The organism is Paenibacillus thiaminolyticus (assembly GCF_007066085.1).
Lineage (GTDB): Bacteria > Bacillota > Bacilli > Paenibacillales > Paenibacillaceae > Paenibacillus_B > Paenibacillus_B thiaminolyticus.
In genome coordinates, this window is the sequence record NZ_CP041405.1 from 5,891,498 (window position 1) to 5,907,347 (window position 15,850).

Consider the following 15,850-nt stretch of genomic DNA (forward strand, 5'->3'; position numbering starts at 1 on the left):
AGAACCTAGTATACTAACGAATGTTGTCGGAAAGTTTGACAGACAATCGCTGGTGACTTCCGTCACGAGAGGAAAGTCCGGGCTCCATAGGGCAAGGATGCTGGATAACGTCCAGTCAGCGCAAGCTGAAGGATAGTGCCACAGAAATGGACCGCCGATGGCCGTCTTCATGACGGCACAGGCAAGGGTGGAACCGTGGTGTAAGAGACCACGAGGAACGCTGGTGACTTCGTTCCTGGTAAACCCCATCTGGAGCAAGACCTAATGGGACGCACGCCTGTCTGCACAGGCACCTCGGCCCGAGGCGCGTCTGGGTTGGTCGCTTGAGCGGTGCAGCAATGCACAGCCTAGATAGATGATTGTCGCTTAGTAGTGGAAGGGTTGCCCCCGTGATACCACGATGAGTACAGAACCCGGCTTATGGCAAGCTTTCCGAAGCTGCAACTTTCTATGTTATCACATACACGAACACACCCGCAGGGAGATCCTGCGGGTGTTTTACTTTTACATACCGATGAAGCGGGAGATGAAGCGGTTCAGCTTCCGCTCAATGTTCTGCGGGTACAGAGACAGGGAGGAGTTGCCCTGTTCCGCCATGCTCAACGCGCGGGCGACGTCGATTTTGCCATAGCCGAAGTCGATGTCCTTGCCCGGCGTGCCCAGATCCGTAGCGCTCTGGCGCATGATCTCGTACACCTCAGTATTTTTGAGCCCCGGGTTGATCGAACGGATAAGTGCCGCAAGCGCCGTCACATGCGGAGATGCCATGGATGTGCCTGACAAGGCGGCATATTGATTGTTCGGGTAGGTGCTGGCGATTGAGGTGCCGGGCGCCACGACATCGACGTAATTGCCGTAATTGGAATAGGAGGCGCGCTTGTCATCGGCGTCGGTCGCAGAGACCGCGAATACTTCGGGATAAGCGGCCGGGTAGCCAGGGCGCTTCGTATTGTCATTGCCTGTAGCGGCGATGAGAACGACATCGCGCTCGAACGCGTATTTGACGGCATCATGGAGGAATGCCCCATCTACATAGTTGCCGAGGCTCAGGTTGATGACTTTGGCCCCATTATCGGTGGCCCAAATAATCCCTTCCGCGACGGAATAGGTCGTTCCCGAGCCGGTGCTGTCCAGCGCCTTGACCGGTAAAATCGGATTCACCCAGGTCATGCCGGCTACGCCTTCCCGATTGTTCACATTGGCTCCGATAATGCCGGCCACATGGGTGCCATGGCCGACATCGTCCTGGGGCGGAGAACCCGGATCGAACACATTATGGCCGTCCAGCAGCCGGCCCTTCAGATCATGGTGCTTCATGTCGACCCCGGTGTCGACGACCCCGATAATGACATTGTCGGCTCCTTTGCTGATGGACCAGCCCCGGTTCGTCTGAATGCTGGGCAAGTTCCATTGATAGGGCTTGTATAAGATGTCGTTCGGCTCTTCGACGGCCACGCCGGCCGGCTCATTCCCAACCATCGGCAATACGCTTGTAGGGCGAGACTTGCCATTCGTCATGTACAGAAAATGAGGCTCGACATACAGCGGATTGTACTGGGCGAAATATTGGGTCATTTGTTCCGCCGTCATCTGATGGGACCGGAACACATAGGTAGCGCCCAGCTTGTGTTTGCGCGGCTGTTCGCTTCCGGTCTCCCGCGTCATTCGCTGCAACGCATCCGCTGTCGGCTCATCCCGGAACCGCACCACGACTTCGTTCTCATAGTAATGGCTTGTGCCGGCATTGTCTTCCCCATCCTTCACCTTCACATCCCGCATCGAATCCGAATCCACGGATTTGACGCGGAACTTGGACTCGGGCGGATAAGGGACGAGTCGCAAATTTTTCTGCTGAAGCTTGCGCACGGTCTGAACGACATGCTGATTGACGAGGGCCACGATGGCATGGTTCTTGCCGGGGGCCGGTATCCCCATGACGATATGATGCTTGCCTTGGATGGTCAGCTGCGGGGATACGTACGATTGCTGCTTTTTAACGGACGATTCCGCGATTTTCAACTGCTCCATCAGTTTTTGATGGCCAGTCCGGGCCGTATCCTTCGGCAGCTCTCCTTTGACCCAATCCGTCCCCTTGCCGAAATCCATCCATTTCATATAAATGAAATGGGGGTGCGCTTGGATAAATTCCTCGGAGAGCGTACTCATCTGCTTCGGCGTCTGCCCATGCCACTCTTCGAGCGCCGCATCGATATCTCGGCGGGCGTCCATGGTGAACAAGCGCTCCGTAAAGTGCATATCCTGTTGAAGAACCTTATTTTTAATATGAATTTCCTGCATCGCGGCCGTACGTCCGTTCTCAACCGGAGCACGGTTCGTGGACCAGAGTAAGGGAATGGCCAGAATTGCCGTTCCCAGAGCGGCAATGCCTACCCAATGGCGGGGTTTCAACATATGATGTTCCTCCTTGTCCGGGCCGTATCCATCTGCTCCAGAGACACGGAACATTGTCGTCTGCGGAGCGCGGGGTATGGAAGATTTGGCTTTAGCTTGAGACGTTGGGGGCCAAATTATTCGGACGGCAAAAGGAAGCCAAACATTGGTTGCGGACAGTACCTTTTTGCTTTTATTTATGGTAGGATAAAATGGCAAAATGGTATGTGTTTGAAGCGTTCAGGTATGCAATGACGCGATTAAGGGAGGAGCTTTTTCCATGTCAGCATCCACAGTAAGACAGCAATGCGAGTTGGCCCGGGGCCATGTGGCACAAGCAGCAGACAAACTAGAGCAGTTTTTGAACGGGCATACGCTGGCCCAATTGGCAGGCGAGCAGACAGATGATGAAACGTTGGCTTTTTACAAAGGAATACTGGCAGATTTCCGGCACTTGCTCGTTTTTTCCGAAGTCAGTTATGAACGGCTCGGCGTAGCGCTGCGGCGGGCGAATTTCGAGCAGCCGTTTGCGGAGAAAGCGCTGTATGAGCTGTATCATCATTGCGTGCATGCCTTCTTCAATCCGAAGCATGAAGCGTATACCGAGGATGGACGGTATGCGTATACCGGCCGGGAAGCGATACGCTTCCGCATAACCCCCGAGCGCGGGGTGAAGCGCTTGGTTCAGGAATTGTCCCGGCTGTTCGAAGAGCTGCGGGAGGAGCTAAGCTATTACGAAAGCGATTATATGTCAGAGCGGAGAATGCAGCTTACCCAATGAAGGGGCGAAGCTTGGCCGGCGGCCAGCCGCACAAATAACGGAATGATAGTCAATGACGCTTCGGATTGGAACGGAGCGTCTTTTTGTGTTGGAAATGGGTATGGCGGCACGGCATAGGGGCGGCGGCGGCAGGACATCCTGTGTAACGGAGGTGACTGACATGAGTGATAAGCCATTGGTGAATTGCAGTGTATCCAACTGCAAGTTCTGGGGCGACTACCGCTGTCAAGCCAGCGAGATTATGATTGAAATCGATAAGCACGCATCCGCGAATTTGAAGTCGGAATTCGCTGAAGAGTATGGCCGCCACAAAGATACAGCTTCCAAATCATCCGTAACCTGCTGCCAAACGTTTGAACCGAAATAATCAAAGGTACGGGAGGGACAATGGGATGAAAAAAGCGAAAGGCCGCCGCCACATAAAGAACCGCCACCGCGAGTCGATCGCGCGGGATACCGAATTCTCTGCCGAAGCAGGGACCCTTCCTCCTCGGGAGGCGATGAACGTAGACGCCGAGAAGGAACGGGAAGCAGTCGATCATTTTTCCGGAGTAGGCGCTGTCGCCGTAGGGTTTTCTCTTGTATCGGTCTTTATATTTCCCTTTGTGCTTGGCCTGAGCGGCATCGCGCTTGGAGGCCTGTCGTATTTGCAAGGGAGCCGTACCTTGGGAATGATCGCCATACTAGTTGGTATTTTGGCCATCGTGCTTCGCTTGATGATGCTGGCCTCTATGTAAACGCACTCTATTCAGGGCTTGTAACCGCTGCGGCGGGGACAAGCTCTTTATCTTATAGAATGAAAAGTCCGCCGCAAAAAAGATGGTGCGATCAGCAGAAAACGTGTAAAATAACAAGTAATGTCGAAGTTGCAGGGGATCAACAACGGCGGAAGCGGGGGAGCGCTTCCCATGCTGTTTTGATCTTTTTTATTTAAAGGAGGTTTAGCTTGAAAACATCAACGAGGTCAATGCTATATTTTGATCATAGCGCCTCCACGCCTCCGCATCCGGACGTCATTCGGACGATGACAGAAGTGATGGAGCAAATATATGCGAATCCCTCTTCGATTCATGAAATGGGAGGCCAGGCGGAGCAGTTGGTCCGGCGGGCGCGGGAAGTCGTGGCCGGCGCGTTGAACGCGTCTCCGAACGATGTCATTTTCACGTCCGGAGCGACCGAGAGCAACAACCTGGCCATTGTGGGAACGGTTCGGGCTCTTGCCGGAGGCCGTCCGCGGCATATTATTACGTCGGCGATCGAGCATGCCTCTGTCTACGAATGCTTCCGGGAGCTGGAGCAGGAGGGCTTATCCGTCACGTATTTGCCCGTAGATGAGCATGGGCGCATCCGTCCCGAGGAGCTGGAAGCGGCCATACGGCCGGAGACGGCGCTCATTTCGCTGATGCATGTCAATAATGAGACCGGATCGGTTCAGCCTCTTGCCGAGGCAGGCCGCATCGTGCGCGCGCATCCGGGTATCGTGTTCCACGTGGACGGCGTGCAGGGCCTGGGCAAGCTGCCGGTCGATCTGGAAGGATGGGGCGTGCATCTGTACAGCCTCTCCGGGCATAAAATCCGAGGCCCAAAAGGAGTGGGCGCCTTGGTGCGGCGGGGACAAGCTCCGTTGAAGCCGTTGTTCGCCGGAGGAGCGCAGGAGCACCGTCTCCGGCCGGGAACTGTCAATGTGCCTGGCGTGATCGCACTGTCTAAGGCGGTCCGTCTCGCCGTCGAAGAGCAGCAGGCGAATTACGAGCGCTGGTCTGAGCTGCGCGGGCTGCTGATCCGTCGGTTGGAGGAATTGGAGCCGCTTGTGTTGAACAGTCCGCCGCTCCCTCTTGCCGCACCGCATATCGTCAATCTGTCGTTCCCCGGGATGAAGTCCGAAGTGGTCGTGCATGCGCTTGAAGAACTGGGGATTATCCTGTCCACCCAATCGGCATGCTCCTCCAAGCTGCACCAGCCGAGCAGGGTGCTGATGGCGATGACGAATGATACGGCACGCGCCGCCAGCGGGCTTCGCATCAGCATGGGCGCCGAGACCGATGCGGCAAGCATCGAGCGTCTGTCCGACGCATTGGCTGAAGTGACGAAGCGGCTGGCTCCCATGCGGACAAGCCGAAGATAAATAGGGGAAAGGACCGAACCAGCTATGAATTACGATATGATACTTCTCCGATACGGGGAATTGGCCATCAAAGGAAAGAACCGCGGCAGATTTGAAAAAGCCGCCTACCAGCATGTCAAGTTCGTGTTGGCACCATTCCCGCAGGCCAAAATTATCCGGGTATACGGCCGGATGTACGTGGAATTGAACGGAGAGCCTATAGATGAGGTGGTTGGCGCCTTGCGCCGGGTGTTCGGCATCGTGTCGCTCAGCCCGGTGAAGCGGGCTCCTTCGGAGCTGGAACCGATTGTGGAGACGGCGCTGCAGCTCATGGCCGAGATGAATCCGGGGGAGAATACGACCTTCAAGGTCACGGCCCGGAGAGCCTGGAAAGCCTTCCCGCACGGATCGCAGGAAATGAATCATCTAGTCGGCGCCCCGATTCTGCGACAATACCCGCAGCTCACCGTCGATGTCCGCAAGCCCGATATCGAGCTGCATGTAGAGGTGCGCGAAGAAGGGACCTATCTGTTCAACGAGGTTATTCCGGGGGCGGGCGGCTTCCCGCTGGCATCCAACGGGCGGGCCATGCTGCTGCTGTCCGGCGGTATCGACAGCCCTGTTGCCGGGTATCAGGCGCTGCGCAAAGGCTTGGAAATCGAGGCGATTCATTTCCACAGCTATCCGTTCACGAGCGAACGGGCCAAGCAGAAGGTACTGGATCTGGCGCAGGTGCTTGCCAACTATGCCGGGCGGATACGGGTGCACCTCGTCCCGTTCACCGAGATTCAGACCCGGCTGCATCAGGATGCGCCGGACAACTTGATGATTACGCTGATGCGGCGGGCGATGATGCGCATCTCGACCCGGTTGGCCGAACAGCGCAAAGCCGGGGCGCTTATCTCGGGGGACAGTCTCGGGCAAGTGGCGAGCCAGACGCTCGGAAGCATGAATGTCATCGGTCGCGTTACCGATCTGCCGCTGCTGCGCCCGCTTGTCACGATGGACAAAAATGAAATTATCCGGATTGCGGAGCAGATCGGAACGTATGACCTGTCCATTCTGCCGTACGAGGATTGCTGCACCTTGTTCGTGCCGAAATCGCCCTCGACCAATCCGAATCTGCGTGTCGTCGAATATGCCGAGCATTCCATGAAGGACTATGAAGCGCTCCTGGAAGCGGCAGTGGCTCAGACAGAGTCCCTCGTCCTGCGGGCCGGCGGAAATCCTGATACTGCAATAGTCCTGTCCGGACCGGAACGGCAAGATGCATCTGTAACAGAAGTATCCGGCAAGCCGGACGACCAGCCTGCCCGGAAGGATGACTGGTTCTAACCCCTTATACAAGCTATCCCTTACGGTTCACGCACAAAAAAACGTCATAGCCTGTCTCCTCTGCTCATACATGTAGTAGACAGGGGGGACGGACTATGAACTCGATCTGGATGATAGGGGAAATACTGCTGATCAATATCGTGCTGAGCGGTGACAATGCGGTTGTTATCGCCATGGCTTCCCGCCATCTTCCCGGCCATTACCAACGTCAAGCGGTATGGTGGGGCGTAGGGGGCGCCGTGCTTATGCGCTGCGTGCTTACCGTTGTGGCCGTCACACTGCTGCGAATCCCGCTGCTCCAAGCGGCGGGCGGAGCGATGCTCTTCGCCATCGCCGTTCAACTGACCGCCTCGCCCCGGCAAGAGCCGGATGAGATGAAAGAGGCCGGCTCCTTATGGACGGCGATCCGCACCATTCTAATCGCGGATTTCGTAATGAGTCTGGATAACGTGCTGGCGATCGCGGCCATTGCGAAGGGGCGAATGGAGTTTGTAATTATCGGCATTGCGCTCAGTATTCCGCTTATCGTATGGGGCAGCACGATCATCAGCCGCTGGCTGGAACGGCTGCCGCAGCTCATGTATGCGGGAGCGGGAATTCTTGCTTACACCGCTGGTGAGATGATTGCGTCCGATACGCAGATCGTCGCCTGGATAGACCGGTCGGGCCTTCATTTGGAAGGAAGTCTCCCTTGGGTAATGGCCGGACTGGCATTGCTTCTCAGTGTATTTTTTCGCGTCAGGGGCAAGATCGGAACAGAATAACACCCGTATGGTGCGATGATGCGGTATAGGCATACGGCCGCTGCCCTTTTCGGGGAACGGCTGTTTTTTTTGCCATTTGCCGATTTTGCAAATTTTCAGGTGATGGTGGTATTTTTCCGGACTTTCATATACACTAGAAAAGATAAAAATGATGCACTAAATGTCGCACCCTGTCTCTCAAATCGTAACCATGATGCATGGAGGTTTTGTCGAATGGGCAAAAATCAACAAGTGATCGGCATCGTTATCCTCGCTGCAGGCTTATTTATATTGTTGGGCAAATGGGGAGTCTTTGCTTTTATCGGCGGCAACTTGTGGCCGCTCATCATGTTCCTTGTCGGCTTGGGCGCGTACGGCCTCGTCCGGGCGAGAATTGCCCCGCCCATTACGATGGTGCCTGCCGGCATGCTGACCGTCTACGGCGTGCTGTTCATGCTGACGCAGTGGATTAGCGCCAGTCTGTTCGTATGGCTGTGGCCTCTGCTTCTGATTGGGGTCGGGGTAGGGCTGTACGGCTATTATGTGGAAGATCCGCTTCACCCGCGCCAAGCATGGCTCGGCTCGCTAATGTTCGGCGGGGCAGGGATCGGCATTTTTATCCTGATGCTCATGATTACAATCAGCCTCTACATGATTGCGATTGCGCTCATCGTGGTTGGAGCCGCTCTCGTGTTCGGCCGCTTAGGCCGTAGATATTAAGAGGCTTTGCCGCAACATGGAGACACCATTCTGTCCGAGTAGAAACGCCGCCTCATCCCGGCGTTTTTCTTGATGAATTGCCTTGTACGCCTTGCCGCGGACGAGGACGATTCCAATGCATGTCATTCACATCCAGAAGGGAAAGGTTTAAGTATGCAAGATCGAAAAAACATTCGCAATATCGCTATTATCGCCCACGTTGACCATGGCAAGACGACGCTCGTGGATAAGCTTCTCCAGCAGTCCGGCACATACCGCGACAATGAAGTGGTGCAGGAACGCGTCATGGACTCTAACGATCTGGAGCGTGAACGGGGCATTACGATTTTGGCCAAAAACACCGCGATTACGTATAAAGATTACTTGATTAATATCGTGGATACTCCGGGTCACGCCGATTTCGGCGGAGAAGTGGAGCGCATTATGAAAATGGTCGACGGGGTCCTGCTCGTCGTCGATGCCTTCGAAGGCTGCATGCCGCAGACGAAGTTCGTGCTCCGCAAAGCGCTGGAGCATAATCTGACGCCGATCGTTGTCGTCAACAAGATCGATCGCCCGAATGCCCGGCCGCATGAAGTTATTGACGAAGTGCTCGAATTGTTCATCGAGCTCGAGGCGAATGACGAACAGCTCGATTTCCCGGTGGTCTATGCATCTGCTCTGAACGGGACGTCGAGCTTGTCGCCAGAGCAGCAGGACAGCAACATGCAATCGCTATATGACACGATCGTGGATCATATCCCTTCTCCGACGGAGAACCCGGAGGAGCCGCTTCAGTTCCTCGTTACCTTGCTTGACTACAATGAATATATGGGCCGGATTGCGATCGGCCGCGTGAACCGGGGCCGCATCCGCCAAGGCCAGACTGTCGCCGTCATCAACCGCGAAGGCCAGGTGAAGCAGGCGCGGATTGAGAAGCTGTTCGGCTTCCAAGGATTGAAGCGGATCGAGCGCAACGAGGCCGGGGCCGGAGATATCGTGGCCATCGCCGGAATCAAGGACATCAATATCGGTGAGACGCTGGCGGATCCGGCACATCCGGAAGCACTGCCTGTCCTTCATATTGACGAGCCTACGCTGCAGATGACCTTCGTGGTGAACAACAGTCCGTTCGCCGGAAGAGAAGGGAAATGGATTACGTCCCGCAAGCTGCGCGAACGGCTGATGAAGGAGCTGGAGACCGATGTCAGCTTGCGGGTGGAAGATACCGACAGTCCGGAAGCATTTATCGTCTCCGGGCGGGGCGAACTGCATCTGGGCATTCTGATCGAGAATATGCGCCGTGAAGGCTATGAACTCCAAGTATCGAAGCCGGAGGTTATCGTGAAAGTGATCGACGGCAAAAAAATGGAGCCGATCGAACGGCTCGTTATCGACATTCCGGAAGATTGCACGGGTCCGGTTATGGAGAGCTTGGGCACCCGGCGGGCCGAGATGGTCAATATGATCAACCACGGCAACGGCCAGGTTCGCCTGGAATTTCTGATTCCAGCCCGCGGACTGATCGGATACCGCACCAATTTCCTGACGCTGACCCGCGGCTACGGCATTATGAACCATGCCTTCGACCATTACGGCCCATATGTCGGCGGCCAGGTCGGCGGACGCCATCAAGGGGTGCTGGTCTCGACCGAGACGGGTACAAGCACGATGTACGGCATGCTGTCGGTCGAGGATCGCGGCGTGTTGTTCCTTCAGCCGGGTACCGAAGTGTATGAAGGCATGATCGTGGGCGAGCATAACCGCGACAACGACATCGTCGTCAACATCTGCAAAGAGAAGGCCCTGACGAACGTCCGGTCGGCAACGAAGGATGAGACGGTCCGCATGAAGACCCCGCGTCTATTCTCGCTGGAGCAGGCTCTGGAATATTTGAATGATGATGAATACTGCGAGATTACTCCGTCCACGGTGCGCCTTCGCAAAAAAATTCTGAACAAGAGCGAGCGCGAACGTGCAGAAAAAGTGCGCAAAATGTCCGAATCCCATGTATAATGAGATTTGGACAACGTTGGAAAAGGAGTGACCCTCGATGCAAGCGTGGTTGGCATCCCATCCATATATAAGCTACGTGCTTATTTTTGCGTTCATGGTGTACATCTTCAATAAAGTGTTCCGTACGCAGCAGAAGCTGCCTTTGCTCAAAGAAATTTTGGTGTATCTGTTTATGGCGGTCGGGGCGTTCATTCTGCTGATTTTCCAGATCGACAAGCTGCCGATCGTGCAATGTCTGTCCGTGGCTGTTATCTTAATGTTCATGGTGCGCATCCGTTACTTCGTCGAGGAGCGGCGGCGCAAAAAAGAAGCGAATAATCAAGGCTGATTCGAGTTGACCCGCTGCCGGAAGGCAGCGGGCATCTGAACAGAAGGGACGAGAGCGCATATGATGAAGCTGCCGGTTGCGCTGTTCAATTGGCTGCAGATTAAGATCGTGGCAGATGCTCGCCCCGAGGACGGGGCGGCCAAGGAAACGGTTGCATTTTTTGAAGATATTTTGCGCGAAGATCATCGGCTGGGTTCCGTCGCCGCCGAGTGGAACGAGGCGGAAGACAGCTATGTCATTACATATGAGCAGGATGGGGCCGCGCATTCCGAGCGCTTCGAGCGGGATGAAGCGGAACGGCTGTGGAAAGACATTGAAGCGAATCCGAAATACAACGAGTAACATGATGTGGGAGGAAATATGAATTGAATTCATCGACACCATTGCCGCCGAGAAAACAACCGAGCGTAAAAGCCGTTCCGGCACGCAAAGGCATGCCGAAATGGTTAAAGGCCATTCTCATTGCGATTATCATTCTATCTCTCGGCGTCATCAGTTACGCCGGATACATATTGCTGTATGCCAACAAGCAGTTGGATAACATCTCTACGGCGAAGGCCGGAGGAGAGGGAACAAGCACGGTTCAGGCCACGCTGACGCCGAAGAGCGAGCCGTTCTCGTTCGTGCTGCTCGGGCTGGATTACCGGCCGGAGCTTCCGGGGAAGCGGACGGATGTCATCATGGTCGGCGCGATTCATCCCGATACGCAGGAAGCTGTGCTCGTGTCGCTGCCGCGGGATACGTACTTCAATATCCCGGGATACGGACCGGATAAGCTGAATCATTTTTACCCTAACTTCTATGTCATGAAAGAGCGGGGCACCCTGGACAGCGCGACGCCGGAGGACGAGATGCGTGTGATGCTCGGCCAATATTTAGGCATCGATCTTGATTATACGGCCGTCATTAACTTCAAAGGCTTCGTTGACCTGGTCGATGCGGTCGGCGGCGTCGATGTCAATGTCGATCAGGATATGTGCTACGTTGACAAGGAAGACGGCACGCATATTAATTTGAGCAAAGGCTTTCAACATCTGGACGGAAAAAATGCGCTCGACTTCGTCCGTTACCGCAAATCGAACTGGCGATGCAGTCCGCAGACGCCGGGAACGACCGATTTCGATCGCAATAAGCGCCAGAATGCGGTGCTGAAGGAGATTGTCAACAATATGCAGACGCTGGGCGGCCTCACGAAGGCGACGGATGTCATTGACGCCTTGGCGGACAATTTCACGATCGACATGCTGCCGTCCCAGATTCGCAGCGCCCTGACAACGTACATGATGATGGATAAGGATAATATCCATTACATCTCAGTCGACGGAGACTGGAAGAGCCCTTATATTTATCCGTTCGAGGATAAATTGGAAGAAGGCAAGCAGGCGCTTAAGGATGTCCTGGCAGGCAAATCGCTGAAGGAGCCGGCCGTTCCGGAGGATACAACGGAGCCGGCGGAGGCGCCTCCTGCCCCTGCGGCCTAGTTATACAGGTTGGATGCAATTTTTGCCGCATCGATTAATACAATAGAATAACAGGAGCGAACTTGTATAGGAGGTCGAAGCGATGCTGAAGCAGCGAGCCGTCATGCTGAAGGAACCGCAGGACAGAATGCTGAACATGCCCTGCAGCGGCATGCTGCCCCCGACGCTGAGACAGCCTCCAGCTGGCGCGCGCCTATTTGTTGGGGCCGATGCGAGGTCCGGTTTCCACGCCAAAAAGCCTAGTATTTACTAGGCTTTTTGCTGCATTTAGGAACGGTCCCCTCATGTCCTGTCTGGTATGGCAGCAGCCCCGTGCTTGTCTGGCTTCAGGCCGCCCGCCTCTCCGGCTGGCCGTTAACGACCCTTCTGGGAGCGGGTTCCGTCTTTCGGAGCCGGCTCGGGCGCATTTTCCCGAATCTGCTTCACATGGCTCGGAACTTGAGGAACGATGCGCCCGACAATATCGGCAAGCTCGTTCGCGAAGCCGGATATCGGCCGGCCCTGCCGAATGTCGGCGGCCATCTCGCGCAGTCGTGCATTAATATCCATGTCGGCTGTCACAAGGGCATTGGCGCCATATTTATCCTTGCTCAGAGCCTCGGCCACGGAATATTTAATTGTTCCTACCCGGGATCGCTCCGTATCGCCATCGACATCAATGCCGACAATCGCGGTATTTCCGAAGACGACGCAATTCGCGGCTTTGACGCCGTGGACTTTGCCCGCCAGATCGGCAAGATGCTGGCTGACCGCCCCAGCATCTTGAATGTTGTGCTTGCCGTCCTGGATCGGCTGAGCCTGTCCTCCCGCGGAACTTCTTGGTGTAGCTTGCCTGTTCGCATTGCCGCATCCGGCGAGCATCCCTACGATCACGATAGCAACCAGCAATCTATGCATCACGTATCAACCTTTCCTTATTGTTTGACAATAAAAAATGAGACTTCCGATTGAGTATAGTGTGAACGGCCGCGGCATTTTTTATGTAATGTAAAATGAATCGCCACACCCTCCCTCTTGGAACGGTCTGTTCGGCGAAAGGAGAATCCAATGAGCAAAATTTTTGTATTGGATACGAACGTGCTGCTGCATGATCCGAATGCGCTGTTTGCTTTTCAAGATAATGAAGTGATCATTCCTGCCGTTGTGCTCGAAGAAATGGATTCGAAAAAACGCAATGCCGATGAGCTCGGACGCAATGCGCGATCGGTATCCCGGCTGCTGGACGGCTTGCGGGAACACGGTCATCTGCATCATGGCGTCCGTCTCCCCAACGGAGGCACGCTGAAGGTGGAATTGAATCATCGCAGCTTTCTCAAGGTACAGGAAATGTTCGGAGAGGTATCGAACGATAACCGCATACTGGCTGTCGCCTTGAATTACCAATTGGAGCAAAAGCATGCGGAGCATCCAGCGGAAGTCATCCTGGTCAGCAAGGATGTGCTTGTCCGCATTAAGGCGGACGTGCTTGGACTGCATACGGAGGATTATTTGTCCGACCGGACGGTTCAATCGGGAGATGAATTGTACAGCGGCCTGTTCTCCGTTCATGTTCACCCCAGCATTATCGATGAATTCTACTCCTGCCGCGTGCTTCAGCTGAAGCAGCTCGGGCTGCGGCTGCATCCGCATCAATTCGTCATTTTGAAGGACGAGATTGGCACGAGCAAATCCGCCTTGCTCAAGGTAAATGCCGAGGGCACCAAGCTGGAGCCGCTCTATTTGAGCAATGATCCGGTATGGGGGATTACGGCGCGCAACGCCCAGCAGCGGATGGCGCTCGAGCTGCTGCTTAGCGACGACATTCCACTAGTGACGCTGACAGGGAAAGCCGGCACGGGAAAGACGCTGCTGGCGTTGGCCGCCGGGCTGATGAAGGTGGAAGATGAGCGGAAGTACAAGAAGCTGTTGATTGCGCGGCCGGTCGTGCCTATGGGGAAGGATATCGGATATTTGCCCGGGGAGAAGGAGGAGAAGCTGCGGCCGTGGATGCAGCCGATTTACGATAATCTGGAGTTCCTGTTCGATACGAAAAAATCCGGGGACATCGACAAAATCCTGGTCGGCATGAACAACATTCAGGTGGAGGCGTTGACTTACATTCGCGGCCGCTCCATTCCGGGGCAATTCATCATTATTGACGAAGCGCAAAATCTATCCAAGCATGAGGTCAAGACGATTGTCACCCGGGTCGGAGAGGGCAGCAAAATCATCTTGATGGGGGATCCGGCGCAAATTGACCATCCGTACCTCGATTCGGCGAGCAACGGCCTGACTCATCTGGTGGAACGGTTCAAAGCCGAGCGGATCAGCGGCCATGTGACGCTTGAGAAGGGAGAGCGGTCGCGCCTTGCCCAGATTGCGGCAGACTTGCTGTAGAACGGCCGGTCAGACGCAGCCGGCGCGTCACAGATAAGGAATGGCTCGGAGCGAATAGTGCTCCGGGCTTATTATTTTGCCATCATCGGATTCCCGGGTAAGGACAAGGTAGGCCAAGGGTGCTACAATAGATATCAGAAGAAGTGAGGAACGGACGGAAGGGAGAGGGCAATGCCGCAATTCAAAAAAACGCTGGTCACGATTATGATGGTCTTCGTATCCCTGCTGTTGTTGTTCCAGTTCAGCGGCAGCGTGCCGCAGCAGGCGGAGCAGGATACCTCTCCGGAGACCGACGTGAAGCCGTCGCCGGACAACGCGGGCCCCAAGCCGTGGAAGCAATTGAAGGTGGCGGTGCAGCTCCCGCCGATGTCCTTCATCCAGCTTCGGCGCTTGAACCAGATGTTCATGGACGAGACCGGCATCTACGTCGAGCTGATCAACAGCTCCGTTCAGCAGGTAGAGGAAGAGTGGCCGATGGAGATGCAGATGGAACAGAGCGCCGATATTTTGCTGCTCGACAGTGAATCGGTCATCCCGTACGCGCGCAAGGGCTGGATTCTGCCGCTCGATCCTTCAATGAGCGGGGGAGATGCGGTCCCGCCATGGTTAAGCGACCGGGTGCGGTGGAACGGCTATGCCTGGGGCATGCCGGTTCAATTGGATCCTTATGTGCTCGTGTGGAATAAAAATATAGTGAATTCCGCCGGCGGCGCCTCCGCTCTGCCCGGCGATTGGAGCGGGTGGAAGCGCTTGTTCGACGAGAATTCGCCAGCAGTGGCAGAGGAGCCGCCGGCAACGCCGAACAGTCTGCCTTCGTCCGGCATCATTCCGCCGCCGGCTATCTCACCGGAAGCCGGCCAACCGCTTCCGCCGCAATGGTTCGCGTGGCATGCGGACGATGATCGGGCCCTGCTCTCGCTGTTGTGGAGGATCGGATTGCTTCATCCCGAATTTGTGCCTGCACAGGAAGGCCCGGAATGGGGCGGAAGGCAGACGGAGAGCACCGAGGCCGCGGAGGTCCGGTGGAAGCAGACGCTGACGGAGCTGGAGCCGTACTTGTCACATTTTCAAGGTTGGACCGCTGAATCCAGCCACATGGATACATGGGAGAAGCTGAAGACGGGAGAGATCGCCTTCGCGATCGTCCCTTACTCGGAAGCGGCGCTGGAAGCGAGCGCTCCGCTGGCCGTCGAGCCGGCCGGGGAGGCCGGGCCGCCGGCGGGACAGTGGGTGACGAGCCGCAGCTATGTCCTCGCGTCGCATACGGAAGCAGAGCAAGAAGCGAGACGCTGGATCGCCTATATGACCCAGTGGTCTGTCCAGCGGGAATGGTTCGAGACGCTGTCCGTCCTTCCTGTTCATGAGCAGGCTTATCTCTCTCAGAGCAGCGAGCGGCTCCTGCCGGAGCCATTTCGGCCGAAGCAGGAACGGAAGCGGCATATATACAAGGAGGCGGAAGGACTGGAGCAATGGTCCATCGCAGCCAGCCGCTGGATGGCCGGCCAGCTCGCGACGAAGCAGCTGCAGCTGGAATGGATTCAGCATATGAACACCAAGACTGAGAGTAGAAGAACCATCAACAGGGAGTGAATGCCG

The 15,850-nt window shown here is 55.7% G+C and carries 16 protein-coding genes and 1 other RNA gene; 15 read left to right on the forward strand and 2 right to left on the reverse strand.

Annotated features, from left to right (window positions below):
* The first annotated feature begins 30 nt into the window (after positions 1-30).
* Positions 31-436: RNase P RNA component class A (gene rnpB, locus FLT43_RS25965), an RNA gene on the forward strand.
* 68 nt (positions 437-504) lie between these two features.
* Here the strand turns inward: rnpB and FLT43_RS25970 are convergent.
* On the reverse strand, positions 505-2,412 hold the full coding sequence (locus FLT43_RS25970) for a S8 family peptidase (protein ID WP_087442127.1): 1,908 nt from the start codon (positions 2,410-2,412) through the stop codon (positions 505-507).
* A gap of 259 nt (positions 2,413-2,671) precedes the next feature.
* On the opposite strand from FLT43_RS25970, the gene FLT43_RS25975 reads away from it, so the two are divergent.
* The 12 genes from FLT43_RS25975 to FLT43_RS29505 all read left to right on the forward strand — a co-directional run bounded on the left by FLT43_RS25975 (position 2,672) and on the right by FLT43_RS29505 (position 12,131).
* The gene (locus tag FLT43_RS25975; RefSeq protein WP_087442128.1) at positions 2,672-3,172 is read left to right on the forward strand and encodes a DUF3907 family protein; all 501 of its coding nucleotides are present in this window, start codon (positions 2,672-2,674) and stop codon (positions 3,170-3,172) included.
* A gap of 160 nt (positions 3,173-3,332) precedes the next feature.
* Positions 3,333-3,539, forward strand: a complete 207-nt coding sequence (locus FLT43_RS25980; RefSeq protein WP_087442129.1) for a DUF1540 domain-containing protein — start codon at positions 3,333-3,335, stop codon at positions 3,537-3,539.
* A gap of 25 nt (positions 3,540-3,564) precedes the next feature.
* The gene (locus FLT43_RS25985) at positions 3,565-3,909 is read left to right on the forward strand and encodes a hypothetical protein (RefSeq protein WP_087442130.1); all 345 of its coding nucleotides are present in this window, start codon (positions 3,565-3,567) and stop codon (positions 3,907-3,909) included.
* A gap of 230 nt (positions 3,910-4,139) precedes the next feature.
* On the forward strand, positions 4,140-5,297 hold the full coding sequence (locus tag FLT43_RS25990) for a cysteine desulfurase family protein (protein WP_164776218.1): 1,158 nt from the start codon (positions 4,140-4,142) through the stop codon (positions 5,295-5,297).
* Between the two features lie 24 nt (positions 5,298-5,321).
* Positions 5,322-6,611, forward strand: coding sequence for a tRNA uracil 4-sulfurtransferase ThiI (gene thiI, locus FLT43_RS25995; protein ID WP_087442132.1), 1,290 nt, complete (start codon positions 5,322-5,324; stop codon positions 6,609-6,611).
* 95 nt (positions 6,612-6,706) lie between these two features.
* On the forward strand, positions 6,707-7,375 hold the full coding sequence (locus tag FLT43_RS26000; RefSeq protein WP_087442133.1) for a TerC family protein: 669 nt from the start codon (positions 6,707-6,709) through the stop codon (positions 7,373-7,375).
* A gap of 213 nt (positions 7,376-7,588) precedes the next feature.
* Positions 7,589-8,074 (forward strand): glutamate synthase, encoded by a 486-nt coding sequence (locus FLT43_RS26005; protein ID WP_087442134.1) that lies wholly within the window; start codon positions 7,589-7,591, stop codon positions 8,072-8,074.
* 153 nt (positions 8,075-8,227) lie between these two features.
* On the forward strand, positions 8,228-10,069 hold the full coding sequence (gene typA / locus FLT43_RS26010; protein ID WP_087442135.1) for a translational GTPase TypA: 1,842 nt from the start codon (positions 8,228-8,230) through the stop codon (positions 10,067-10,069).
* Positions 10,070-10,106: 37 nt separating this feature from the next.
* A complete protein-coding gene (locus FLT43_RS26015; protein ID WP_006675609.1) occupies positions 10,107-10,397 on the forward strand; it encodes a YlaH-like family protein in 291 nt (96 codons plus the stop codon).
* 60 nt (positions 10,398-10,457) lie between these two features.
* A complete protein-coding gene (locus tag FLT43_RS26020; RefSeq protein WP_087442136.1) occupies positions 10,458-10,739 on the forward strand; it encodes a hypothetical protein in 282 nt (93 codons plus the stop codon).
* 23 nt (positions 10,740-10,762) lie between these two features.
* Positions 10,763-11,878: an LCP family protein gene (locus FLT43_RS26025; RefSeq protein ID WP_087442137.1), complete on the forward strand. Its 1,116-nt coding sequence runs from the start codon at positions 10,763-10,765 to the stop codon at positions 11,876-11,878.
* Positions 11,879-11,960: 82 nt separating this feature from the next.
* Positions 11,961-12,131, forward strand: a complete 171-nt coding sequence (locus tag FLT43_RS29505; protein ID WP_164776211.1) for a hypothetical protein — start codon at positions 11,961-11,963, stop codon at positions 12,129-12,131.
* Between the two features lie 101 nt (positions 12,132-12,232).
* Here the strand turns inward: FLT43_RS29505 and FLT43_RS26030 are convergent, their stop codons facing one another.
* Positions 12,233-12,775 (reverse strand): YhcN/YlaJ family sporulation lipoprotein, encoded by a 543-nt coding sequence (locus FLT43_RS26030; protein WP_087442138.1) that lies wholly within the window; start codon positions 12,773-12,775, stop codon positions 12,233-12,235.
* A gap of 150 nt (positions 12,776-12,925) precedes the next feature.
* Here FLT43_RS26030 and FLT43_RS26035 point away from each other — a divergent pair, with 150 nt between their 5' ends.
* Both FLT43_RS26035 and FLT43_RS26040 read left to right on the forward strand, forming a co-directional pair.
* The gene (locus FLT43_RS26035; RefSeq protein WP_087442139.1) at positions 12,926-14,254 is read left to right on the forward strand and encodes a PhoH family protein; all 1,329 of its coding nucleotides are present in this window, start codon (positions 12,926-12,928) and stop codon (positions 14,252-14,254) included.
* 171 nt (positions 14,255-14,425) lie between these two features.
* Positions 14,426-15,844, forward strand: coding sequence for an extracellular solute-binding protein (locus FLT43_RS26040; RefSeq protein WP_087442140.1), 1,419 nt, complete (start codon positions 14,426-14,428; stop codon positions 15,842-15,844).
* Positions 15,845-15,850 lie beyond the last annotated feature (6 nt).

Coding starts and splice junctions, on each gene's coding strand:
- FLT43_RS25970 (WP_087442127.1), bottom strand. CDS start 2,412: ATGTTGAAACCCCGCCATTGGGTAGGCATTGCCGCTCTGGGAACGGCA.
- FLT43_RS25975 (WP_087442128.1), top strand. CDS start 2,672: ATGTCAGCATCCACAGTAAGACAGCAATGCGAGTTGGCCCGGGGCCAT.
- FLT43_RS25980 (WP_087442129.1), top strand. CDS start 3,333: ATGAGTGATAAGCCATTGGTGAATTGCAGTGTATCCAACTGCAAGTTC.
- FLT43_RS25985 (WP_087442130.1), top strand. CDS start 3,565: ATGAAAAAAGCGAAAGGCCGCCGCCACATAAAGAACCGCCACCGCGAG.
- FLT43_RS25990 (WP_164776218.1), top strand. CDS start 4,140: ATGCTATATTTTGATCATAGCGCCTCCACGCCTCCGCATCCGGACGTC.
- thiI (WP_087442132.1), top strand. CDS start 5,322: ATGAATTACGATATGATACTTCTCCGATACGGGGAATTGGCCATCAAA.
- FLT43_RS26000 (WP_087442133.1), top strand. CDS start 6,707: ATGAACTCGATCTGGATGATAGGGGAAATACTGCTGATCAATATCGTG.
- FLT43_RS26005 (WP_087442134.1), top strand. CDS start 7,589: ATGGGCAAAAATCAACAAGTGATCGGCATCGTTATCCTCGCTGCAGGC.
- typA (WP_087442135.1), top strand. CDS start 8,228: ATGCAAGATCGAAAAAACATTCGCAATATCGCTATTATCGCCCACGTT.
- FLT43_RS26015 (WP_006675609.1), top strand. CDS start 10,107: ATGCAAGCGTGGTTGGCATCCCATCCATATATAAGCTACGTGCTTATT.
- FLT43_RS26020 (WP_087442136.1), top strand. CDS start 10,458: ATGATGAAGCTGCCGGTTGCGCTGTTCAATTGGCTGCAGATTAAGATC.
- FLT43_RS29505 (WP_164776211.1), top strand. CDS start 11,961: ATGCTGAAGCAGCGAGCCGTCATGCTGAAGGAACCGCAGGACAGAATG.
- FLT43_RS26030 (WP_087442138.1), bottom strand. CDS start 12,775: ATGCATAGATTGCTGGTTGCTATCGTGATCGTAGGGATGCTCGCCGGA.
- FLT43_RS26035 (WP_087442139.1), top strand. CDS start 12,926: ATGAGCAAAATTTTTGTATTGGATACGAACGTGCTGCTGCATGATCCG.
- FLT43_RS26040 (WP_087442140.1), top strand. CDS start 14,426: ATGCCGCAATTCAAAAAAACGCTGGTCACGATTATGATGGTCTTCGTA.